Consider the following 21,263-nt stretch of genomic DNA (forward strand, 5'->3'; position numbering starts at 1 on the left):
CCACTGACCTGTTGATGGACAAGCTATTGATTCGCGGGGGGCGGCAGCTCCACGGCGAGGTCCGGATTTCCGGCGCCAAGAACGCGGCCCTGCCCGAGCTGTGCGCCGCGCTGCTCACTGCCGACCCAGTGACGCTGACCAACGTGCCGCGGCTGCAGGACGTGCAGACCATGCTCAAGCTGATCCGCAACATGGGCGTGAGCGCCGAGCGCGATGACGACGGCACCGTGCGCATCAATGCCAGCCAGCTCAGCTCGCCCGAGGCGCCCTACGAACTGGTCAAGACCATGCGCGCCTCGGTGCTGGCGCTGGGCCCGCTGCTGGCGCGCTTTGGCGAGGCCACGGTGTCGCTGCCCGGGGGCTGCGCCATCGGCTCGCGGCCCGTGGACCAGCACATCAAGGGGCTGCAGGCCATGGGCGCGGACATCGTGGTCGAGCACGGCTACATGATCGCCAAGCTGCCGCAGGGCCGCACGCGGCTGAAGGGCGCGCGCATCACCACTGACATGGTCACGGTCACCGGCACCGAGAACTTCCTGATGGCCGCCGCACTGGCCGAGGGCGAGACCGTCCTGGAGAACGCCGCCCAGGAGCCCGAGATCCCCGACCTGGCCGAGATGCTGATCCGCATGGGCGCCAGGATCGAGGGCCACGGCACCAGCCGCATCCGCATCCAGGGCGTGGACGCGCTGCATGGCTGCAGCCACCCGGTGGTGGCCGACCGCATCGAGGCCGGCACCTTCCTGTGCGCCGTGGCCGCCGCCGGTGGCAAGGTGTTCCTGCGCCATGGCCGGGCCGATCATCTGGACGCCGTGATCGAGAAGCTGCGCGAGGCCGGCGCCATCGTCACCGCGGCCCCTGACGGCATTCACGTCGAGGCCTCGGGCCGGCTCAAGGCGCAATCGTTCCGCACCACCGAGTACCCGGGCTTCCCGACCGACATGCAGGCCCAGTTCATGGCGCTCAATGTGGTGGCCGAGGGCGCGTCCAAGGTCACCGAAACCATTTTTGAAAACCGCTTCATGCACGTCAACGAGATGGTCCGCCTGGGCGCCCATATCCAGACCGATGGCAAGGTGGCGGTGATTGAAGGCGTGCCCAAGCTCTCGGGCGCCACGGTCATGGCCACCGACCTGCGGGCCTCGGCCAGCCTGGTGATTGCGGGCCTGGTGGCCGAGGGCGAGACGCTGGTGGACCGCATCTACCACCTGGACCGCGGCTACGACCAGATGGAATCCAAACTGCGCGGCATCGGTGCCGACATTGAAAGACTGAAATGATCACGCTGGCCTTGTCCAAGGGGCGCATTTTTGACGAGACCCTGCCGCTGCTCAAGGCCGCGGGCATCGAGGTGCTTGAAGACCCCGAAAAGTCACGCAAGCTGATCCTGACCACCAACCAGCCCGACGTGCGCGTGGTGCTGGTGCGCGCCACCGACGTGCCCACCTATGTGCAGTACGGCGGCGCCGACCTGGGCGTGACCGGGCTGGACACGCTGATCGAGCATGGCAAGGACTGGGGCGGTGGCGCCAGCAGCGCGGGCCTGTACCAGCCGCTGGACCTGCAGATCGCCAAGTGCCGCGTGAGCGTGGCGGTGCGCGCCGACTTTGACTACGCCAGCGCGGTGCGGCAAGGCTCGCGCCTGCGCGTGGCCACCAAATACGTGGGCATTGCCCGCGAGTTCTTTGCGGCCAAGGGCGTGCACGTGGACCTGATCAAGCTGTACGGCAGCATGGAACTGGCCCCCCTCACGGGCCTGGCCGACGCCATCGTGGACTTGGTCTCGACCGGAGGCACGCTCAAGGCCAACCACCTGATCGAGGTCGAACGCATCATGGACATCAGCTCGCGGCTGGTGGTCAACCAGGCGGCGCTCAAGCTCAAGCAGCAACCCATCCGCCGCATCATCGACGCCTTTGCCGGCGCCGTGGGCAAGGGTCAGGCGCTATGAGTTTTGTAGCTAGACCTGCCCGGCTGGTAACGACTTCCGGCACTTTTGAGGCGGATTTCCAGGCCCGGCTGCATTGGGCGGCCGACACCGACGCCGCCATCGAGCAGCGCGTGGCCGACATCCTGGCCGATGTGCGCCAGCGCGGCGACGCCGCGGTGCTCGACTACACCGCGCGCTTTGACGGCCTTCAGGCCGCCAGCGTGGCCGATCTGGAGCTCACCCAGGACGACTTCAAGGCGGCGTTCGAGGCCCTGCCCGCGGCCCAGCGCGAGGCGCTGCAGTCCGCGGCGCGCCGCGTGCGCAGCTACCACGAGGCCCAGAAGCAGGCCAGTGGCGAGAGCTGGCAGTACCGCGATGCGGATGGCACCCTGCTGGGCCAGAAGGTCACGCCACTGGACCGCGCGGGCATCTATGTGCCGGGCGGCAAGGCCGCCTATCCGTCCAGCCTGATCATGAATGCCGTGCCGGCCCATGTGGCGGGTGTGGCCGAGATCATCATGGTCGTGCCCACGCCGGTGCGCGGCAGCGTGGCCACGGGCGGCACCGGCGCCACCACGGCCAGCCGCGGCGAGCGCAACGAGCTGGTGCTGGCCGCCGCCTGGGTGGCGGGCGTGACCCGTGCCTTCACCGTGGGCGGCGCGCAGGCCGTGGCGGCGCTGGCCTATGGCACGGCCACCATTCCCAAGGTCGACAAGATCACCGGCCCCGGCAATGCCTATGTGGCGGCCGCCAAGCGCCGCGTCTTTGGCACCGTGGGCATTGACATGATTGCCGGCCCCAGCGAGATCCTGGTGCTGGCCGACGGCACCACGCCGCCCGACTGGGTGGCCATGGACCTGTTCAGCCAGGCCGAGCACGACGAGCTGGCGCAGAGCATCCTGCTGTGCCCCGACGCCGCCTACATCGACCGCGTGCAGGCCGAGATCGACCGGCTGCTGCCTGAGATGCCGCGCGCCGCCATCATCGCCAAGAGCCTGAACGACCGCGGCGCGCTGATCCACACGCGCAGCATGGAAGAAGCCTGCGAGATCAGCAACCGGATCGCGCCCGAGCACCTGGAGGTCTCCAGCCGCGACCCGCACCGCTGGGAGCCGCTGCTGCGCCACGCGGGCGCGATTTTCCTCGGCGCCTTCACCAGCGAGAGCCTGGGCGACTACTGCGCCGGCCCCAACCACGTGCTGCCCACCTCGGGCACGGCGCGCTTTTCCAGCCCGCTGGGGGTCTACGATTTCCAGAAGCGCAGCAGCCTGATCGAGGTCAGTGAGGCCGGAGCGCAGACGCTGGGCGTGATCGCCGCTGAACTGGCCTACGGCGAAGGCCTGCAGGCACACGCCCGCGCCGCGGAAATGAGGCTCAAGCGATGAGCGCAGGGCCCACGTCCACGGTGCCAATGGCGCCTGAAGCCACCGCGGCCAGCGTCGCGCAGCGCGTGTTCCGCCAGGACGTGCAGTCCATGCATGCCTACGCGGTCCAGCCCTCGGCGGGCCTGCTCAAGATGGATGCGATGGAGAACCCCTACCGCCTTCCGCCCGACCTGCAGGCCCATCTGGGGCAGCGCCTGGGCGCGCTGGCCCTGAACCGCTACCCCGGCGAGCGCGGCAACGACCTGCGCGCCGCGCTGGCCCGCCATGCGCAGATGCCCGAGGGCTTTGACCTGATGCTGGGCAACGGCTCGGACGAACTGATCTCCTTGCTGGCGCTGGCCTGCGACGTGCCGGGCGCCGCCATCCTGGCCCCGGTGCCGGGCTTTGTGATGTACGCGATGAGCGCGCAGCTGCAGGGGCTGAAATTCATCGGCGTGGATCTCACGCCCGATTTCGAGCTTGACGAGGCCGCCATGCTCGCGGCCATCCGCGCCCAGCGCCCGGCCATTGTTTACCTGGCCTACCCCAACAACCCGACCGCCAACCTCTGGGACGACGCCGTGATCGAGCGCATCGTCCAGGCCCAGGGCGCGCAGGGCGGGCTGGTGGTCATGGATGAGGCCTACCAGCCGTTCGCCAGCCGCAGCTACATCGACCGCATCGGCCGCCACGGCCATGTGCTGCTGATGCGCACGCTCAGCAAGTTCGGGCTGGCCGGGGTGCGGCTGGGCTACCTCATGGGCCCGCAGGCCCTGGTGGCGCAGATCGACAAGGTGCGCCCGCCCTACAACATCAGCGTGCTCAACTGCGAATGCGCTCTGTTTGCGCTCGAGCATGCCGACGTGTTTGCCGGCCAGGCCGCGCAGCTGCGCGGCGAGCGCACGCGCCTGCTGGCCGCCCTGGCCGCCTTGCCCGGCGTCAAGGTCTGGCCCAGCGACGCCAACATGGTGCTGCTGCGCGTGCCCGACGCGGCGAAAACCTTCGACGGCATGCGCGCGCGCGGCGTGCTGGTCAAGAACGTTTCTAAAATGCACCCATTGCTGGCCCACTGCCTGCGCCTGACCGTCGGGACCGCTGACGAGAACACGCAGATGCTGGCCGCGCTGGAAGCCTCCCTATGACCACCGACCGCACCGCCGAAGTCACCCGCAACACCGCCGAAACCCAGATCACCGTCCGGGTCAACCTGGATGGCACGGGCAAGGCCAGCCTGGCCACGGGCATCGGCTTTTTCGACCACATGCTCGACCAGATCGCGCGCCACGGGCTGATCGACCTGGACATCCAGGCCACGGGCGACCTGCACATCGACGGCCACCACACGGTCGAAGACGTGGGCATCGCCGTGGGCCAGGCCGTGGCCCGGGCCGTGGGCGACAAGAAGGGCATCCGCCGCTACGGCCACGCCTACGTGCCGCTGGACGAAGCGCTGTCCAGGGTGGTGATCGACTTCTCGGGCCGCCCGGGCCTGATCATGAACGTGCCGTTCAAGAGCGGCATGATCGGCACCTTTGACAGCCAGCTCGCGCACGAGTTCTTCCAGGGCTTTGTGAACCATGCGTTCGTGACCCTGCACATCGACAACCTGCGCGGCGAGAACGCCCACCACCAGTGCGAGACCGTGTTCAAGGCCTTCGCGCGCGCGCTGCGCGCGGCGCTCGAGCTGGACGCGCGGGCCGCGGGCACCATCCCGTCGACCAAGGGCATGTTGTGAATTTTTCAAGCCAGATCGGCCTGTAGTCCAGGGCTGGCGGGCACTTTCAGCTATGAAAACTGTAGCAGTGGTGGATTACGGCATGGGCAACCTGCGTTCGGTGTCGCAGGCCGTGCAGCATGTGGCGCAGGGCAGCGGCTTCGAGGTCGTGGTCACCTCCGACCCCGCGCAGGTGCGCGCGGCCGAGCGCATCGTGCTGCCCGGCCAGGGCGCCATGCCCGACTGCATGCGCGAGCTGCGCGAGTCTGGCCTGCAGCAGTCGGTGCTGGAGGCGGCCGCGAGCAAGCCCCTGTTTGGCGTGTGCGTGGGCATGCAGATGCTGCTGGACCGCAGCCACGAGGGTCCCACCGACGGCCTGGGCCTGATCCATGGCGAGGTCGTCAAGTTCGAGCTGGCGGGCCGGCTGCAGCCGGACGGCAGCCGCTTCAAGGTGCCGCAGATGGGCTGGAACGAGGTCTGGCAGGCGCAAAAGCACGCGCTGTGGGCCGGCGTGCCCGACGGCAGCTTCTTTTATTTCGTCCACAGCTACTATGCGCGAACGTCTGATGCACACCACAGCGTGGGCGAAGCAGACTACGGCGCGCGCTTTACGGCCGCCATTGCACGCGATAATATTTTTGCGACCCAGTTCCATCCCGAAAAAAGTGCAGACCACGGCCTGGCTCTCTACCGTAACTTCCTGCACTGGACGCCCTGATTTCCACCCGCTGCTTCCGGCCCCATGCTTCTCATTCCCGCGATTGACCTGAAAGACGGTCACTGTGTGCGCCTCAAACAGGGCGACATGGACCAGTCCACCACCTTTGGCGAAGACCCGGCCGCCATGGCCAGGAGCTGGCTCGACAAAGGCGCGCGCCGCCTGCACCTGGTGGACCTGAACGGCGCCTTTGCCGGCAAGCCGCAGAACTTCAGCGCCATCCGTTCCATCCTCAAGGCCGTGGGCGACGACATCCCGGTGCAGCTGGGCGGCGGCATCCGCGACCTGGACACCATTGAAAAATACATCGACGGCGGCCTGCGCTACGTGATCATCGGCACCGCCGCGGTCAAGAACCCGGGCTTCCTCAAGGACGCCTGCACCGCGTTTGGCGGCCACATCATCGTGGGCCTGGACGCCAGGGACGGCAAGGTGGCCACCGATGGCTGGAGCAAGCTCACCGGCCACGAGGTGGTCGACCTCGCCAGGAAGTTCGAGGACTGGGGCGTCGAATCCATCATCTACACCGACATCGGGCGCGACGGCATGCTCAGCGGCATCAACATCGATGCCACCGTCAAGCTGGCCCAGGCGCTGACCATTCCCGTGATCGCCTCGGGGGGCCTGAGCAACATGGCTGACATTGAAAAGCTCTGCGCCGTCGAGGACGAGGGCGTGGAAGGCGTGATCTGCGGGCGCGCCGTCTACAGCGGCGACCTCGACTTCGCCCAGGCCCAGGCCCGGGCCGACGAGCTCAATGGCTGAAGACATGTCCCCCACGCTCACTTCGTGTGCTTCACTGCCCCCCAGGGGGGCGCCAGTCGCCTTGGGGCGGCCCGGCGGCGCCTGATGCTGGCCAAGCGCATCATTCCCTGCCTCGACGTGACCGGCGGCCGGGTGGTCAAGGGGGTCAATTTCGTTGAGCTGCGCGACGCCGGCGACCCGGTCGAGATCGCGGCCCGCTACAACGAGCAGGGCGCTGACGAGCTGACCTTCCTGGACATCACGGCCACCTCCGATGGCCGCGACCTGATCCTGCACATCATCGAGGCCGTGGCCTCGCAGGTCTTCATCCCGCTCACCGTGGGCGGCGGTGTGCGCACCGTGGCCGATGTGCGCCGCCTGCTCAATGCCGGTGCCGACAAGACCAGCTTCAACTCGGCGGCCATTGCCAACCCCGACGTCATTGCCGACGCCTCGGCCCGCTATGGCGCCCAGTGCATCGTGGTGGCCATCGATGCCAAGCGGCGCAGCGACGACGAGGCGCAGACCCGCGGCCCGGGCTGGGACGTCTACAGCCATGGCGGGCGCCAGAACACCGGGCTCGATGCGGTGGCCTGGGCGCGTGACATGGCCGCGCGCGGGGCCGGCGAGATCCTGCTGACCAGCATGGACCGCGACGGCACCAAGGCCGGCTTTGACCTGGCCCTGACGCGCGCCGTGTGCGACGCGGTGGACGTGCCCGTGATCGCCTCGGGCGGCGTGGGCAACCTGGCGCATCTGGCCGACGGCATCCAGCAGGGTGGCGCCGACGCGGTGCTGGCCGCCAGCATCTTCCACTATGGCGAGTACACCGTGGGCCAGGCCAAGGCCCACCTGGCCAGCCGGGGCATCCCGGTGCGCCGCTGACGCCCCTTCGCCGGGCAGGCCGCCGCTTATGGCTGACAATACGGCCATGGACTGGCTCAACGAAGTGAAATGGGACGATCAGGGCCTGGTGCCGGTCATTGCGCAGGAGGCCGGCACCAATGACGTGCTGATGTTCGCCTGGATGAACCGCGAGGCCCTGCAGAAAACCGCCGAGCTGGGGCGCGCGGTGTACTACAGCCGCTCGCGCGGCAAGCTGTGGTTCAAGGGCGAGGAGTCCGGCCACGTGCAGACGGTGCACGAGATCCGCATGGACTGCGACAACGACGTGCTGCTGCTCAAGGTGACCCAGCTCGGGCATGAGCCCGGCATTGCCTGCCACACCGGCCGCCACAGCTGTTTCTTCAGCCTGTACCGCGACGGGGTGTGGCAGGTGACCGAGCCGGTCTTGAAAGACCCGCAAACCATCTACAAGTGAACCGTATGAGCGCCGCCAATTCCTCCGCCCCGACTTCGCAGGACGCACTGGCGCGCCTGGCCGCCGTGATCGAGAGCCGCAAGCCGGCCCATGGCGGCGACCCGCAGGCCAGCTACGTGGCGCGCCTGCTGGCCAGGGGGCCCGACGCCTTTCTCAAGAAAATCGGCGAGGAAGCCACCGAGACCGTGATGGCCGCCAAGGACGTGGACCATGGCGGCGACCGCGCCAGCCTGGTGGGCGAGGTGGCCGACCTGTGGTTCCACTGCATGGTCGCACTGGCCTACTATGACTTGGCGCCGGCCGACGTGATCGCCGAGCTGGAACGCCGCGAGGGCACCAGCGGCATCGAGGAAAAGGCCCTGCGCAAGGCCCGTCTGCGTGAAGGAGAGCGTCCGTGAGTGAGACCGACTTTGCCGAGTTCGGCGCCAAGACCCAGAACGACCGCACGGTGATGCATGTGCTGTACGGCCTGCACACGCTGGCGCCGTTCACGCTGCTGTCGCTGTCGGTGGTGGCGCTGATCGTCAATTACGTGCGCCGGGGCGAGGAACTCGATGCGCTGTACGTCCTGCACCATGGCTACATGATCCGCACCTTCTGGTGGGCCCTGCTGTGGCTGGCCGTGACGGCGCCGCTGTGGCTGCTGTTCGTGCTGCCGGGGGCGGCCGCCTACACGGTCATCGCGCTCTGGTACCTTTACCGTTACATTCGCGGCTGGCTTCGTTTCAGTGACAACAAGCCGGTCTGACCCGCATTTTCCTTTTCCTTCCCCATGAGCGCTGATTCCAACTGCATTTTCTGCAAGATCGTCGAAGGCAAGATTCCCTCCAGAAAGGTCTACGAGGACGAGGAGATGCTGGTCTTCCACGACATCCATCCGTGGGCCCCGGTGCATTTCCTCATGGTTCCCAAGGAGCACCTGCCCTCGCTGGCCCATGTGCAGCCCGGGCATGCGGGCCTGCTGGGGCGCATGCTGGCGCTGGCGCCCCAACTCGCGCTGCAGGAGGGTTGCCGCCCGTATCCCGAGGGCGGGCACCGCGTGGTCATCAACACCGGCGCCGAGGGTGGCCAGGAAGTGCATCACCTGCATGTGCACGTCATGGGCGGCCCGCGGCCCTGGCTCAAGGGCTAATCGGCGGCACCCGTCAGGGTTAATTCCGTGCGGGCCGCCCCTGCCGACTAAAATCAACGCAATTCTTCAGGAGTAATCCATGGGTTCCTTTTCCATCTGGCACTGGTTGATCGTGCTTTTGATCGTCGTCATGGTGTTTGGCACCAAGAAGCTCAAGAACATGGGCTCCGACCTGGGCGGCGCCGTCAAGGGCTTCAAGGACGGCATGAAAGACGGCGCGGCCCCGGCCGACGACAAGCCCGCCGCGCCGGCAGGCCAGGTCACGGGCAATGCCAGCGCCAGCGCCGACAAGACCACCATTGACGTCGAAGCCCGCACCAAGTCCTGATCGCCTGCCGTGATCGACCTCGGTATTTCCAAGATGGCGCTGATCGGCGCCGTCGCGCTGATCGTCATCGGGCCTGAAAAGCTGCCCAAGGTGGCGCGCACGGTCGGCACGCTGCTGGGCAAGGCCCAGCGTTACGTGAACGACGTCAAGGCCGAGGTCAACCGCTCGATGGAGCTCGACGAGCTCAAGAAAATGAAGGATTCGGTCGAGGGCGCGGCACGCGATGTCGAGCAGTCGATCCAGACCAGCGCCAGCGATTTCGAGAAGGACTGGGCCGCCGCCACGGGCGAGGCCCAGGCCGGCCTGCCGCCGTCCTACCCCGAGTACCGCCACCCCCGCAAGAAATGGCGCCTCAAGCAGGGGGCCACGCCCAACTGGTACAAGGCCCGCGCGGGCATCCGCACCAAGGCGCTGTCGGGCGCGGCGCGCGTGGCCCGCTACCGCCCGCAGAAATTCAATTGACAGCGCCCTTGCGCGCGGCCTGTCACCGGGTCTGATCCGAACCCATTTCCACCATGTCCGACCCGCAGACCCCAGACGACGAACTCGCCGGCACCGAACAGCCCTTTGTGCAGCACTTGTTTGAGCTGCGTGACCGGCTGCTCTATTGCATCTACGGCATCGTCGTGGCCCTGATCCTGCTGGCCATCTGGCCGGGCCCCAATGGCCTGATCGACTTCATTGCCCACCCGATCCGCGCCCACATGCCGCCGGGCACCAAGCTGATCGCCGTGGGGGTGTTCTCGCCCTTTTTCGTGCCGCTGAAGGTGCTGATGCTGGTGGCCGTGCTGGCGGCGCTGCCCTGGCTGATGTACCAGGTCTGGGCCTTTGTGGCGCCCGGCCTGTATTCGCATGAGAAGAAGTTTGCGGTGCCGCTGATCATCTTCGGCAGCCTGCTGGCCTACGCGGGTATCGGCTTCGTGCAGTTCTTCGTGCTGGACCGGATGTTTGCCTTCATCCAGGGCTTCACACCCGACAGCGTGGCGGCCACGCCCGACATCGCCTCGTATGTGGAGGCCATTCTCTCGCTGTACCTGGCGTTTGGCCTGGCCTTCCAGGTGCCCATCGTGGTGATGCTGCTGGTGCGCCTGAACATGGTCACGGTGGCGCAGTTGCGGGGGTTCCGCGGCTACTTCGTGGTGGTGGCCTTCATCATCGCCGCAGTGGTGACGCCGCCCGACGTGATCTCGCAGCTGGCCCTGGCCGTGCCCATGTGCCTGCTGTACGAGCTGGGCATCATCGGTGCCGGCTGGTTCGCCAAGGTTTCCAAGGCGCCCGATGAAGAAGCCGAGACGGCCGACAAACCGTCCTGAGTACTCAAGCCAGGCCTTTCAGGCCAGGCTTTTCAGGTCAAACAGGCCTGGAGTCCAGGCGGGGCGGCCACTGTCCGCTACCAAATTGCTAGCAGATTAGCGCTGCACCGCGCGCGGGCGCGGACGCAGCCCGGGGGTCACGTCCAGCTCCAGCCGGTCGCTGCCGCGCTGCACGCCGAACTTGGCGCTCAGCCCGGGCTTGAGCGCGGCCACGCCGCTGAGCAGCTCCGACACATTGTTCACCGGCTTGCCGGCCACGGTGGCGATCACGTCGCCCGGGCGGATGCCCGATTGCGCGGCCGGCCCGTTTTGCAGCACGCCCGTGATGATCACGCCCTGGCTGGCCTTGACGCCAAAGGTCTCGGCCAGCTCGGGCGACAGTTCGCCGGGTTCCACGCCAATCCAGCCGCGCGTGACCACGCCGTCCTTGATGATGCTCTCCAGCACCAGCCGCGCCGTGGAGACGGGAATGGCAAAGCCGATGCCCATGCTGCCGCCCGAACGCGAGTAGATGGCGGTGTTGATGCCCATCAGGTTGCCGTTCACGTCCACCAGCGCACCGCCGGAGTTGCCGGGGTTGATGGCGGCGTCGGTCTGGATGAAGTTCTCGAAGGTATTGATGCCCAGCTGGTTGCGGCCCAGCGCGCTCACGATGCCGCCCGTGACGGTCTGCCCGACGCCAAAGGGGTTGCCGATGGCCAGCACCTGGTCGCCCACCTGCAGCGCGTCGGAGCTGCCCAGCACGATCAGTGGCAGCCGGTCCAGCCCGATCTTGAGGATGGCCAGGTCGGTGTCGGGGTCGGTGCCGATGACCCTGGCCTTGGTGCGGCGGGCGTCGTTGAGGATGACCTCGATCTCGTCGGCGTCCTCGACCACATGGTTGTTGGTGAGGATGTAGCCGTCGGCGCTCACGATCACCCCGCTGCCCAGGCCGGCCTGCGGCTGGCTGCCCTGGTCACCGAAGAAAAAGCGGAACCACGGGTCGTTGGCGTGCGGGTTCTTCTGGGCGGCCTTGCTGGTGTTGATGCTCACCACCGCCCCCGCCGCTTTCTGCGCGGCCACGCGGAAGCTGCCGGCCGGCGCGGCCGCCGCGCCGCTGGCGGGGGCCTCGATCAGCGACACCACGCCGCCCTGGAGCAGCCGCCGGTTGAGCCACTCGGGCTTGAGCGTGGCCACCACGAACCAGAGGGCGAGCACGACCGTGACGGTCTGCGAAAAGATCAGCCAGTAGCGACGCATGATGTATCAGGACAAGAAGTCACGGCGGGACACAGCGCCCAGTGTAGACGCGATGGCGCGGGCAGGGCGCGCGGCCAGTCAGGCGCGGCGCGGCGTGGCCTGGCCCGGGCTTTGGCCGGCGCGGTGCTCAGGCCCGGCTGGGCCGGGGCACGGTCTTGATGGCGTGCGGCACCTGGGCCGGGTGGCCGTGGCGGCGCGGCCCGAGCTGGGCGCGCTCGACCGGCACCACCTCGCCGGTGTGCGGGTCCAGCATGGCGGCGCGCGAGCGCATGCCGCGGGCGGCCTCGGCCATGCGCTGCGCGTCGTGCAGGATGTCCTCGACCGCCGCATGCTGGCGCGACAGGTGGACCACGCCAACGCCGATGTCGGCGCGGATTTCGATGCGCTGGCCGTCCACCGACGTGACCTCCACGGGCCGGCGCAGGCTGCTGGCCACGCGCAGCCCGAGCGTGCGCAGCCAGGCCGGTGAATGCAGGGTCTCCACCAGCGTGATGAAGCAGCGGTCGTAGTAGCGCCCCACCGGGTTGACCACGCCCACCTGGCGCTGGATGCGGGTGGCCAGGTGGATGAACATCTCGTTCAGGCCGCCACCGCCGGCCTGGGCCAGCACGGCCTCGGTGTCGAACACCATCACGGCAATCACCGCGCCGTCACGCCGGGTGCGCCGCCGCCGCCGCTGGGCCTTGATCAGCCGCTTGACCAGCGCCACGCCGCTGTACAGCTTGGTCACCGGGTCGAACTGCGAGGGGCTGGCATCCTCGGGCCGGGCTCGCCGCTCGTGGCGGTTGCGCTGCCACAGCATGGTGCCGATGACCGCGATGCAGGCCGCGGCACTGAGCGCGAACAGCGCCTGCAGGCCCGGCCCGATGCCGGGCAGGCCCATGGCGATGGCGTACAGGCCCACGATGGCCGGCAGCATCAGCAGGCAGCCCATCGCAATGCCCAGCGCCAGCCGGTCGCCCAGCAGGAAGCCGCGCACCCCCAGCCACAGCACCAGCACGCTGTTGGCCAGGCACAGGGCACCCGCCGCGGGCAGCTGCTGGCCTTCGGGCAGGGCCAGGCAGAGCAGCCCGAGCACGGGCGTGGCCAGCGCCGAGACCTGCAGGCTGACCGACATGAAGCGGTCGCGCTGGTGGGCCGCCAGCCAGCCGCGGATCCAGAAATTGCCCAGGGCGCTGCAAAAGGGCCCGACCAGCACCTGGGCCACATGCAGCATGCGCAGGTCGATGCTGGGGTCAATGGCACGCGGGATGCCGCTGAGCAGCACCACGAAGGCGAGCGCCGAAAGGTGGTAGATCGTGCCCTGGGCCGCGCCGATGCTGCGCACGGTGATGAAGTCGGTGGCCCCGACCATGACCACCGCACCGATGGTGCCCACCGCCATGCTCCAGATCATCAGTTCCAGCGCGCTCATCCGGCACCTTGTTCGTAGGATGAATTCATTATGTGGCCTGCGCCCGATGCCGGCCTATGAGGGTGGACCCGTAGCCCGCTTCGCCGACAATGCAGGCTGATCCGTTCCCGCACACACCATGGCCAGCCAGCAACAGTTACTGAACGCCTTTGACGACCTGCTTGAACCCGGGCGCTTCAAGGATTACGGGCCCAATGGCCTGCAGGTGGAGGGCCGGCGCGAGGTGGGCCACATCGTCTCGGGTGTCACCGCCAGCCTGGCGCTGATCGAGGCCGCCGTGGCGGCGCGGGCCGACGCGATCTTCGTGCACCACGGCCTGTTCTGGCGTGGCCAGGACGGCCGGGTCACCGGCTGGATGAAGCAGCGGCTGGCCTTGCTGCTGGCCCACGACATCAATCTTTTTGCCTACCACCTGCCGCTCGATGCCCATCCCGCGCTGGGCAACAACGCCCAGCTGGGCCTGCAGCTGGGCCTGCGCGCCGACAGCCGCTTTGGCGAGCAGGACCTGGGGTTTCTGGGCGCCCGGGCCGACGGCGCGCAGTTCGAGGGCCCCCAGGCCCTGGCCCGGCACCTTGAATCAGTGCTGAATCGGTCTGTAGTCCATGTCGGGCGGGCACAGGGCGCTATCAAAAAAATAGCGTGGTGCACCGGCGGGGCGCAGGGCTACTTTGAGGCCGCCATCGCCGCCGGGGCCGACGCCTTCATCACGGGCGAGATGTCCGAGCCCCAGGCCCACTATGCGCGCGAGTGCGGCGTGGCCTTTCTGGCGTGCGGCCACCACGCGAGCGAGCGCTACGGCGCGCCGGCCGTGGCCGGCCATGTGGCGGCGGCACTGGGGGTGAGCCACCAGTTCATCGACATCGACAACCCGGCATGAAGCCGATCGCCATCACCCTGGGCGACGCCGCCGGCATCGGCCCCGAAATCATTGCCAAGGCATTTCGCGACGCACCCGAGGTCACGGCCGGCTGCTTCGTGGTGGGCGACGTGGCGTGCCTGAGGCGGGCCGCCGGGGCCATCGCGCGGCCGGGCGTGGCGCCGCTCCCGGTGGCGGTGCTCGACGCGCCCGAGGGCGCCGGGCGGGTCCCGCCGCGCGCCGTTCCCGTGCTGCAGCTGGGGGCGCCGCTGGCGGCCCTGCCCTGGGGGCAACTGGATGCGGCAGCCGGCCGGCTGGCCGCCGAATGCGTGGTGTGGGCGGCCCGCGCGGCCCTGCGCGGCGAGGTGGCGGCGCTGGTGACGGCGCCGCTGCACAAGGAGGCGCTGGCCCTGGCGGGCGTGCGTTTTCCCGGGCACACCGAACTGCTGCAGGCTGAGGCGGCGGCCTTCCTGGGGCTGCCGCTGGAGGAGGTGCCGGTGCGCATGATGCTGGCCAATGACGAGTTGCGCACCGTGCTGGTGAGCATCCACGTGTCGCTGCGGGATGCCATTGAGGCGGTCACGCTCGGCAACGTGCTGCAGACCCTGCGCATCACCCATGCCGCCGTGGGCCGCGCGCTGGGCCGGCCCGCGCGCATCGCCGTGGCCGGCCTGAACCCGCACGCGGGGGAGGGCGGGCTGTTTGGCCGCGAGGAACTGGATACCATTGCCCCCGCCGTGCAGGCCGCACAGGCCGAGGGCATCCAGGCCACGGGGCCGCTCGCGCCCGACACCGTGTTCATGCGCGCGCGCCGCGGCGAGTTCGACGCCGTGGTGGCCATGTACCACGACCAGGGGCTGATCCCGGTCAAGTACCTGGGCGTGGAGCAGGGCGTCAACGTCACGCTGGGCCTGCCGCTGGTGCGCACCAGCCCGGACCACGGCACGGCGTTCGACATCGCGGGCACGGGCCGGGCCGACCCGTCCAGCCTGATCGCGGCGATCCGCGCCGCGCGCGGGCTTATTTCCTGAGGCTGTCGCGGATTTCGCGCAGCAGCACCACGTCCTCGGGCGGGGCGGCCGGCGCGGCGGGCGCCGGTGCCGGCTCCTCGCGCTTGAGGCGGTTGACCTGCTTGATCATCATGAAAATGATGAACGCAAGAATGGCGAAATTCACCGCCACGGTGATGAAGTGGCCATAGGCCAGCACCGGCACACCGGCCTTCTTCAGGGCATCGAGCGTCATGGCCGTGTCCGGCGGGACCTGGCCCAGCACCACGAACAGGTTGGAGAAATCCAGCTTGCCGAATACCGTGCCCACCACGGGCATGATCAGGTCGTTGACCACGGAATCGACGATCTTGCCGAAGGCCCCGCCAATGATCACGCCCACGGCCAGATCGATCACGTTGCCCTTGACGGCGAACTCCCTGAATTCCTTCATCATGCCCATGCTGTCAGCTCCTTGTAGTGGGGCTTTGGAGTATTGCCGGATCGCCGGCCCTGTCAAGCTCGCGGCCGGCGTTGAATTCGCCAATGGGGCTCGGCTACAATCGCGGGTTGACCCTAATAAGCGATGTTCATTGAGGATTCCCCATGAGTGACACCCCAGTCGACACCAGCAAAAGGACGTGGTTGATCGCGTCCGGCTGTGCCGGTGCAGTGGGCGGCGTGGCCACCGCCGTACCCTTCGTGAGTACCTTCGAGCCCTCCGAGCGCGCCAAGGCCGCCGGCGCGGCCGTCGAGGTCGATATTTCCGCGATCAAGCCGGGCGAGAAGCTCACCGTCGAGTGGCGCGGCAAGCCCGTGTGGATCGTGCGCCGCACGCCCGAGCAGGTGGCCGAGCTGCCCAAGAACGACGCGCAGCTGGCCGATCCGCTGTCCAAGCGCAAGCCCGATGAACTCACGCCTCCCTACGCGCGCAACGAGGCCCGCTCGATCAAGCCCGAGGTGTTCGTGGCCGTGGGCATCTGCTCGCACCTGGGCTGCTCGCCGTCCGACCGGTTCCAGCCCGGCGCCCAGCCCTCGCTGCCCGACGACTGGGCCGGTGGCTTCCTGTGCCCCTGCCATGGTTCCACCTTCGACATGGCCGGCCGGGTCTACAAGAACAAGCCCGCGCCCGACAACCTTGAAGTGCCGCCGCACATGTACCTGTCAGAGACCAAGATCCTGATCGGTGAAGACAAGAAGGCCTGAGGGACACTGACATGGCTGAATTCAAGGAAATCTCCCCCAACGCCTCGGGCACTGCCAAGCTCACGAACTGGTTCGAGAACCGGTTCCCCACGGCATTCGACGCCTACCGCGTCCACATGTCGGAGTACTACGCGCCCAAGAACTTCAACTTCTGGTACATCTTCGGCTCGCTGGCGCTGCTGGTGCTGGTGATCCAGATCGTCACCGGCATCTTCCTGGTGATGCACTACAAGCCCGACGCCGCCAAGGCCTTCGAGTCGGTCGAGTACATCATGCGCGACGTGCCCTGGGGCTGGCTGATCCGCTACATGCACTCCACGGGCGCCTCGGCGTTCTTCGTGGTGGTGTACCTGCACATGTTCCGCGGCCTGCTGTACGGCAGCTACCGCAAGCCGCGCGAGCTGGTCTGGATCTTCGGCTGCGCGATCTTCCTGTGCCTGATGGCCGAAGCCTTCATGGGCTACCTGCTGCCCTGGGGCCAGATGTCCTACTGGGGCGCCCAGGTGATCGTGAACCTGTTCTCGGCCATCCCGTTCGTCGGCCCCGACCTGGCCCTGCTGATCCGCGGCGACTATGTGGTCTCCGATGCCACGCTCAACCGCTTCTTCAGCTTCCACGTGATCGCCGTGCCGCTGGTGTTGCTGGGCCTGGTGGCCGCCCACCTGATGGCGCTGCACGACGTGGGTTCCAACAACCCCGATGGCGTCGAGATCAAGGGCCCCAAGGCGCCCAAGGACGCCAGGGGCAAGCCGCTGGACGGCGTGCCGTTCCACCCCTACTACACGGTGCACGACATCTTTGGCGTCAGCGTGTTCCTGATGGTGTTCACCGCCATCATCTTCTTCGCGCCCGAGGCCGGCGGCTACTTCCTGGAGTACAACAACTTCATTCCCGCCGACCCGCTGAAGACGCCCGCGCACATTGCGCCGGTCTGGTACTTCACGCCGTACTACTCCATGCTGCGCGCCATCACCAGCGAGATGATGTATGCGCTGATCGCCTGCGTGGTGGGGGCTGCCGGGCTCGCCGTGGTGCGCTTCAAGATGCCCAGCCTGTTCAAAGCCGTGATCGTGGGCGCGGCGGTTGCCGTGGTCGCCATGATGCTGGCCATCGACGCCAAGTTCTGGGGCGTGGTGGTGATGGGCGGCGCGGTCATTATCCTGTTCTTCCTGCCCTGGCTGGACCACAGCCCGGTCAAGTCGATCCGCTACCGTCCCGACTGGCACAAGTACCTGTACGGCATCTTTGTCGTCAACTTCGTGGTGCTGGCCTACCTCGGGGTGCAGCCGCCGTCCGAAATCGGCGGGCGCGTCTCGCAGGTTGGCACGCTGTTCTACTTTGGTTTCTTCCTGCTGATGCCGTGGTGGAGCCGCCTGGGCGAGTTCAAGACACCGCCCGACCGCGTCAACTTCGCCGCGCATTAAGCTGGAGACGATAACCATGAAGAAAATCATCCTCACGCTGATCGCCGCGTTCGGTTTCATCGCCGGCGCGCAGGCCAATGAAGGCGGCGTCGCCTGGGACAAGGCGCCCAACAAGATCAATGACCTGGCGGCCCTGCAGAATGGCGCCAAGCTGTTCGTCAATTACTGCCTGAGCTGCCATTCGGCGGCGTTCATGCGCTACAACCGGCTGACCGACATCGGCCTGACCGAGCAGCAGATCAAGGACAACCTTCTGTTCACCACCGACAAGGTGGGCGAGACCATGAAGGCGGCGATTGACCCGAAGCAGGCCAAGGCCTGGTTCGGCGGCAATCCGCCGGACCTGACGCTGATCGCGCGCTCGCGCGCCGGTCACGGCGGCACCGGCGCCGACTACCTGTACACCTACCTGCGCACCTACTACCGCGACCCGACCAAAGCCACGGGCTGGAACAACCTGGTGTTCCCCAACGTGGGCATGCCGCATGTCCTGTGGGAGTTGCAGGGCGACCGCCAGCCGGTGTTCGCTGAAACCATGGAACACGGCCACGAGGTCAAGGCCTTCAAGGGCTGGGAGCAGGTGTCCGCGGGCACGATGACCCCGTTGCAGTACGACGAGGCCGTGGGTGACCTGGTCAGCTACCTCCAGTGGATGGGCGAGCCGGCCCAGGGCACGCGCGTTCGCGTCGGCGTCTGGGTCCTGCTGTTCCTGGGCCTGTTCACCGTGATTGCCTGGCGCCTCAACGCCGCGTTCTGGAAAGACGTCAAGTAAAAGCGACCACGCGGGCGGGCCTTGCGCCGGCCCCGCGTCCTTTCATGAGTGGGTTGCGTCATGCACCCACTCTTTTTGATTTTTAGGAGTCTCCGCCATGATGGTGCTGTATTCAGGAACGACCTGCCCCTTCTCCCACCGCTGCCGGTTTGTGCTGTTCGAGAAGGGCATGGACTTCGAGATCCGCGATGTGGACCTCTACAACAAGCCCGAAGACATCAATGTGATGAATCCCTACGGCCAGGTTCCCATCCTGGTCGAGCGCGATCTCATCCTGTACGAGTCGAACATCATCAACGAGTACATCGACGAGCGCTTCCCGCATCCCCAGCTGATGCCCGGCGACCCGGTGGACCGTGCCCGTGTGCGCCTGTTCCTGCTCAACTTCGAGAAGGAGTTGTTCGTCCATGTGAGCACCCTGGAGTCGCGCTTGGCCAAGAGCAACGAAAAGGCGCTCGAGAAGGCGCGTTCGCACATCCGCGACCGCCTCACGCAGCTGGCCCCGGTGTTCCTCAAGAACAAGTACATGCTGGGCGAGAACTTCTCGATGCTCGACGTCGCGATCGCCCCGCTGCTGTGGCGTCTGGATTACTATGGCATTGACCTGAGCAAGAACGCCGCGCCGCTGCTCAAGTACGCCGAGCGCATCTTCTCGCGCCCGGCCTACATTGAAGCCCTGACGCCGTCCGAAAAGGTCATGCGCAAGTAACCACCGAGCCGAGGCCCCGCCCACACGATGATGAATGCACTGGAGTCCACATCCACACGTCCCTACCTGATCCGGGCGCTGTATGACTGGTGCACCGACAACGGCTTCACGCCCTATGTCGCCGTGCTGGTGGATGAATCGGTCCAGGTGCCGCGCGAGTACGTCAAGAACGGTGAAATCGTGCTGAACATCAGCTTCGATGCCACCAGCTCACTCAAGCTGGGCAACGATTTCATCGAGTTCAAGGCCCGGTTCGCGGGCTCGGCGCGCGAGATCATGGTGCCAGTCGGCCGCGTCATTGCGATTTACGCGCGCGAGAACGGCCAGGGCATGGCCTTCCCGGTGCCGGTACCGGCCACCACGGGGGATGAGGTGTCGAAGCCGTCGCCCCTGAGCAGCGTGCCGGCGGTTCCGGCAACCGGCCTGTCGTCATCCGAAGGCGAGCCCCGCGTGGTGCAACTGGTCACGCCTGAGGCTGGTCCCGGCGACGACACCACCGATCCGCCCCGGCCGCCGTCGGGTCCGCGTCCGGCGCTCAAGCGGGTCAAGTGACCCATCGCCGGCCATAGCAGCCCGGTAAAATCATAAACACCGCCGATTTAGCTCAGTTGGTAGAGCAACCGCCTTGTAAGCGGTAGGTCATCAGTTCGAATCCGATAATCGGCACCAGTGCTTGCTTCCTGTTACTTCTGCGGCATTTGAACCTTCAGCCGAATTGAGTTAACCTCCCAACCCCGGTCGCGCAGCCGCGCCAGGAGAGCAGGGAGCACCTGCCGGAGCTTCGCGGCCGCTGCGTTGCTGCTGACCAGCAGGCACCAGTCGCAGCCATCCACCGGGCCGGCCTTGATGGCCGGGCGCAAGGGGACAGGGATCAACAATTCAACCGCTTTGAGCCTTTCACTGGAATCCCGTGCCAGTTCTGCCAGACGCGCCAGGGTGGGCGAGTCCTGGGCAGCCTGCTGCAGGGATACCGGATGATGAAGACGGCTCATTGGGGGGCGGACGCTTGAGGGGATAGCACAGTGCATTTGATTATCACGGATGCGTGGCTTGCGAAGAGCCGTGCCATCCATCTGAGCGGCACGCGGCTGGTCCTGTCCTTCGTGACCCTGTCCCTGGTGCTCATGTTCATGGCTGCGGGCCTGTACCACTGGGTGTTTCTCAAGGGCGCGCGCGAAGGCTGGCCGGTGATCGGCTCCCTGGTCAAGCTGATGGTGCGTGGCGAGTTCGAACAGCGCGACCGCTTCATGCGCGAGAACATCGACGCCATGGCCCGCAAGCTTGGTGAAATGCAGGCCAAGCTCGTGCAACTCGAGGCACTGGGCGAACGCGTGTCGGGGCTGGCGGGGGTCAACCCCGCCGACATCCGGGGCACGCCCGGGCGCGGTGGTGCGCTGGTGTCGGGGCGACCGCTGACCATGGAAGAGCTCCAGGCCACATTGGCCGATCTGGACAAGCTCACCGATCAGCGCACGGACCTGATGACCGTGATGGAGTCGCGGCTGTTTGACCAGAAGATCAAGAAACTGATGGTGCCGACGCAGCAGCCCGTGGCCACGGGCGTGCTGGGCTCGGCGTTTGGCTGGCGGATCGACCCCTTCACCGGTCGCTCGGCGCTGCACACCGGGCTGGATTTTCCGTCCACCCCCGGGACGCCGATTGTCGCGGCGGCCGGCGGCGTGGTGGTCACGCAGGAATTCCACCCCGAGTACGGCAACATGGTGGAGATTGACCACGGCAATGACCTGATCACCCGCTATGCCCACGCATCGCGCGTGTTCGTCAAGAAGGGCGACCTGATCCGCCGCGGGCAAAAGATCGCCGAGGTCGGCACCACGGGCCGTTCGACCGGCCCGCACCTGCATTTCGAGGTTCTCGTGCAGGGGGTGCCCCAGGATCCGCAGAAATTCCTGCTGGCCGGCCAGCGGCTGCCCGGCCCCCAGGTGGCCCAGGCAACGGCCCCTGCGGCGGCGGCGGTTCCTGCGGTTTCCGGGCACAGGTAAAATCGGGGGCTGTGCTGCACTGCACGATGCACTTGCATTGATCAGCGGCAGCCCCATTTCCTCCTGATTGACAAAGGATTGCGCTGC

Annotated in this window: 27 protein-coding genes and 1 tRNA gene; 24 read left to right on the forward strand and 4 right to left on the reverse strand. The window is 67.2% G+C overall.

The genetic code is table 11. The annotated features are described in order from the left end of the window. The first annotated feature begins 14 nt into the window (after positions 1 to 14). From murA to tatC, 15 genes are all read left to right on the forward strand, one after another. Positions 15 to 1,280 (forward strand): UDP-N-acetylglucosamine 1-carboxyvinyltransferase, encoded by a 1,266-nt coding sequence (gene murA, locus KF796_06290; protein MBX3586234.1) that lies wholly within the window; start codon positions 15 to 17, stop codon positions 1,278 to 1,280. Beyond that, complete coding sequence (locus tag KF796_06295; GenBank protein ID MBX3586235.1) at positions 1,277 to 1,951, forward strand: ATP phosphoribosyltransferase; 675 nt, start codon at positions 1,277 to 1,279, stop codon at positions 1,949 to 1,951. Before murA ends, KF796_06295 begins: the two co-directional genes overlap by 4 nt. After that, positions 1,948 to 3,315, forward strand: a complete 1,368-nt coding sequence (gene hisD / locus KF796_06300; GenBank protein ID MBX3586236.1) for a histidinol dehydrogenase — start codon at positions 1,948 to 1,950, stop codon at positions 3,313 to 3,315. Before KF796_06295 ends, hisD begins: the two co-directional genes overlap by 4 nt. 26 nt (positions 3,316 to 3,341) lie before the next feature. Next, on the forward strand, positions 3,342 to 4,436 hold the full coding sequence (locus KF796_06305; protein MBX3586237.1) for a histidinol-phosphate transaminase: 1,095 nt from the start codon (positions 3,342 to 3,344) through the stop codon (positions 4,434 to 4,436). Beyond that, complete coding sequence (gene hisB, locus KF796_06310) at positions 4,433 to 5,029, forward strand: imidazoleglycerol-phosphate dehydratase HisB (protein ID MBX3586238.1); 597 nt, start codon at positions 4,433 to 4,435, stop codon at positions 5,027 to 5,029. The genes KF796_06305 and hisB overlap by 4 nt, the downstream gene beginning before the upstream one ends. A gap of 52 nt (positions 5,030 to 5,081) precedes the next feature. After that, the gene (gene hisH, locus KF796_06315) at positions 5,082 to 5,726 is read left to right on the forward strand and encodes an imidazole glycerol phosphate synthase subunit HisH (protein MBX3586239.1); all 645 of its coding nucleotides are present in this window, start codon (positions 5,082 to 5,084) and stop codon (positions 5,724 to 5,726) included. Positions 5,727 to 5,750: 24 nt separating this feature from the next. Next, positions 5,751 to 6,491 carry a 1-(5-phosphoribosyl)-5-[(5-phosphoribosylamino)methylideneamino]imidazole-4-carboxamide isomerase gene (gene hisA / locus KF796_06320; GenBank protein ID MBX3586240.1) on the forward strand — a complete coding sequence of 247 codons (741 nt, stop codon included), beginning with the start codon at positions 5,751 to 5,753 and terminating at the stop codon, positions 6,489 to 6,491. A gap of 84 nt (positions 6,492 to 6,575) precedes the next feature. Next, positions 6,576 to 7,355 (forward strand): imidazole glycerol phosphate synthase subunit HisF, encoded by a 780-nt coding sequence (gene hisF / locus KF796_06325; protein MBX3586241.1) that lies wholly within the window; start codon positions 6,576 to 6,578, stop codon positions 7,353 to 7,355. Positions 7,356 to 7,401: 46 nt separating this feature from the next. Further along, the gene (gene hisI / locus KF796_06330) at positions 7,402 to 7,791 is read left to right on the forward strand and encodes a phosphoribosyl-AMP cyclohydrolase (protein ID MBX3586242.1); all 390 of its coding nucleotides are present in this window, start codon (positions 7,402 to 7,404) and stop codon (positions 7,789 to 7,791) included. 5 nt (positions 7,792 to 7,796) lie between these two features. Then, positions 7,797 to 8,189, forward strand: a complete 393-nt coding sequence (locus tag KF796_06335) for a phosphoribosyl-ATP diphosphatase (protein MBX3586243.1) — start codon at positions 7,797 to 7,799, stop codon at positions 8,187 to 8,189. Then, the gene (locus tag KF796_06340; GenBank protein MBX3586244.1) at positions 8,186 to 8,539 is read left to right on the forward strand and encodes a hypothetical protein; all 354 of its coding nucleotides are present in this window, start codon (positions 8,186 to 8,188) and stop codon (positions 8,537 to 8,539) included. The genes KF796_06335 and KF796_06340 overlap by 4 nt, the downstream gene beginning before the upstream one ends. Positions 8,540 to 8,563: 24 nt before the next feature. Then, positions 8,564 to 8,923, forward strand: coding sequence for a histidine triad nucleotide-binding protein (locus KF796_06345; GenBank protein MBX3586245.1), 360 nt, complete (start codon positions 8,564 to 8,566; stop codon positions 8,921 to 8,923). 79 nt (positions 8,924 to 9,002) lie between these two features. Beyond that, positions 9,003 to 9,251: a Sec-independent protein translocase subunit TatA gene (tatA, locus tag KF796_06350; protein ID MBX3586246.1), complete on the forward strand. Its 249-nt coding sequence runs from the start codon at positions 9,003 to 9,005 to the stop codon at positions 9,249 to 9,251. 9 nt (positions 9,252 to 9,260) lie between these two features. Then, positions 9,261 to 9,713, forward strand: coding sequence for a Sec-independent protein translocase protein TatB (tatB, locus tag KF796_06355; GenBank protein ID MBX3586247.1), 453 nt, complete (start codon positions 9,261 to 9,263; stop codon positions 9,711 to 9,713). Between the two features lie 53 nt (positions 9,714 to 9,766). Then, positions 9,767 to 10,564: a twin-arginine translocase subunit TatC gene (gene tatC / locus KF796_06360; GenBank protein ID MBX3586248.1), complete on the forward strand. Its 798-nt coding sequence runs from the start codon at positions 9,767 to 9,769 to the stop codon at positions 10,562 to 10,564. A gap of 96 nt (positions 10,565 to 10,660) precedes the next feature. On the opposite strand, the gene KF796_06365 is transcribed toward tatC, so the two are convergent. After that, positions 10,661 to 11,803: a trypsin-like peptidase domain-containing protein gene (locus tag KF796_06365; GenBank protein ID MBX3586249.1), complete on the reverse strand. Its 1,143-nt coding sequence runs from the start codon at positions 11,801 to 11,803 to the stop codon at positions 10,661 to 10,663. A 127-nt stretch (positions 11,804 to 11,930) separates the two neighbouring features. Then, positions 11,931 to 13,217, reverse strand: coding sequence for a diguanylate cyclase (locus KF796_06370; GenBank protein MBX3586250.1), 1,287 nt, complete (start codon positions 13,215 to 13,217; stop codon positions 11,931 to 11,933). A gap of 118 nt (positions 13,218 to 13,335) precedes the next feature. On the opposite strand from KF796_06370, the gene KF796_06375 reads away from it, so the two are divergent. Both KF796_06375 and pdxA read left to right on the forward strand, forming a co-directional pair. Further along, the gene (locus tag KF796_06375) at positions 13,336 to 14,094 is read left to right on the forward strand and encodes a Nif3-like dinuclear metal center hexameric protein (protein MBX3586251.1); all 759 of its coding nucleotides are present in this window, start codon (positions 13,336 to 13,338) and stop codon (positions 14,092 to 14,094) included. Next, positions 14,091 to 15,104 (forward strand): 4-hydroxythreonine-4-phosphate dehydrogenase PdxA, encoded by a 1,014-nt coding sequence (gene pdxA / locus KF796_06380; protein ID MBX3586252.1) that lies wholly within the window; start codon positions 14,091 to 14,093, stop codon positions 15,102 to 15,104. Before KF796_06375 ends, pdxA begins: the two co-directional genes overlap by 4 nt. Here the strand turns inward: pdxA and mscL are convergent. Then, on the reverse strand, positions 15,094 to 15,525 hold the full coding sequence (gene mscL, locus KF796_06385) for a large conductance mechanosensitive channel protein MscL (protein ID MBX3586253.1): 432 nt from the start codon (positions 15,523 to 15,525) through the stop codon (positions 15,094 to 15,096). The genes pdxA and mscL overlap by 11 nt on opposite strands. A gap of 143 nt (positions 15,526 to 15,668) precedes the next feature. Here mscL and petA point away from each other — a divergent pair, with 143 nt between their 5' ends. The 6 genes from petA to KF796_06415 all read left to right on the forward strand — a co-directional run bounded on the left by petA (position 15,669) and on the right by KF796_06415 (position 19,842). Beyond that, a complete protein-coding gene (gene petA / locus KF796_06390) occupies positions 15,669 to 16,268 on the forward strand; it encodes a ubiquinol-cytochrome c reductase iron-sulfur subunit (GenBank protein MBX3586254.1) in 600 nt (199 codons plus the stop codon). An 11-nt stretch (positions 16,269 to 16,279) separates the two neighbouring features. Then, the gene (locus KF796_06395; GenBank protein ID MBX3586255.1) at positions 16,280 to 17,692 is read left to right on the forward strand and encodes a cytochrome bc complex cytochrome b subunit; all 1,413 of its coding nucleotides are present in this window, start codon (positions 16,280 to 16,282) and stop codon (positions 17,690 to 17,692) included. A gap of 16 nt (positions 17,693 to 17,708) precedes the next feature. After that, on the forward strand, positions 17,709 to 18,464 hold the full coding sequence (locus KF796_06400; protein ID MBX3586256.1) for a cytochrome c1: 756 nt from the start codon (positions 17,709 to 17,711) through the stop codon (positions 18,462 to 18,464). Between the two features lie 97 nt (positions 18,465 to 18,561). Further along, positions 18,562 to 19,173, forward strand: a complete 612-nt coding sequence (locus tag KF796_06405) for a glutathione S-transferase N-terminal domain-containing protein (GenBank protein ID MBX3586257.1) — start codon at positions 18,562 to 18,564, stop codon at positions 19,171 to 19,173. Between the two features lie 30 nt (positions 19,174 to 19,203). Then, positions 19,204 to 19,725 (forward strand): ClpXP protease specificity-enhancing factor, encoded by a 522-nt coding sequence (locus KF796_06410; GenBank protein MBX3586258.1) that lies wholly within the window; start codon positions 19,204 to 19,206, stop codon positions 19,723 to 19,725. A gap of 41 nt (positions 19,726 to 19,766) precedes the next feature. Further along, positions 19,767 to 19,842 (forward strand) — tRNA-Thr (locus tag KF796_06415). 14 nt (positions 19,843 to 19,856) lie between these two features. Here KF796_06415 and KF796_06420 read toward each other — a convergent pair. Continuing rightward, positions 19,857 to 20,165, reverse strand: a complete 309-nt coding sequence (locus KF796_06420; GenBank protein ID MBX3586259.1) for a hypothetical protein — start codon at positions 20,163 to 20,165, stop codon at positions 19,857 to 19,859. Between the two features lie 30 nt (positions 20,166 to 20,195). On the opposite strand from KF796_06420, the gene KF796_06425 reads away from it, so the two are divergent. Then, positions 20,196 to 21,176 (forward strand): M23 family metallopeptidase, encoded by a 981-nt coding sequence (locus tag KF796_06425; protein MBX3586260.1) that lies wholly within the window; start codon positions 20,196 to 20,198, stop codon positions 21,174 to 21,176. The last annotated feature ends 87 nt before the right edge of the window (positions 21,177 to 21,263 follow it).

Origin of the sequence: Ramlibacter sp. (assembly GCA_019635435.1) — a bacterium.
In the GTDB taxonomy this organism is placed as follows: Bacteria; Pseudomonadota; Gammaproteobacteria; order Burkholderiales; family Burkholderiaceae_C; genus JAHBZM01.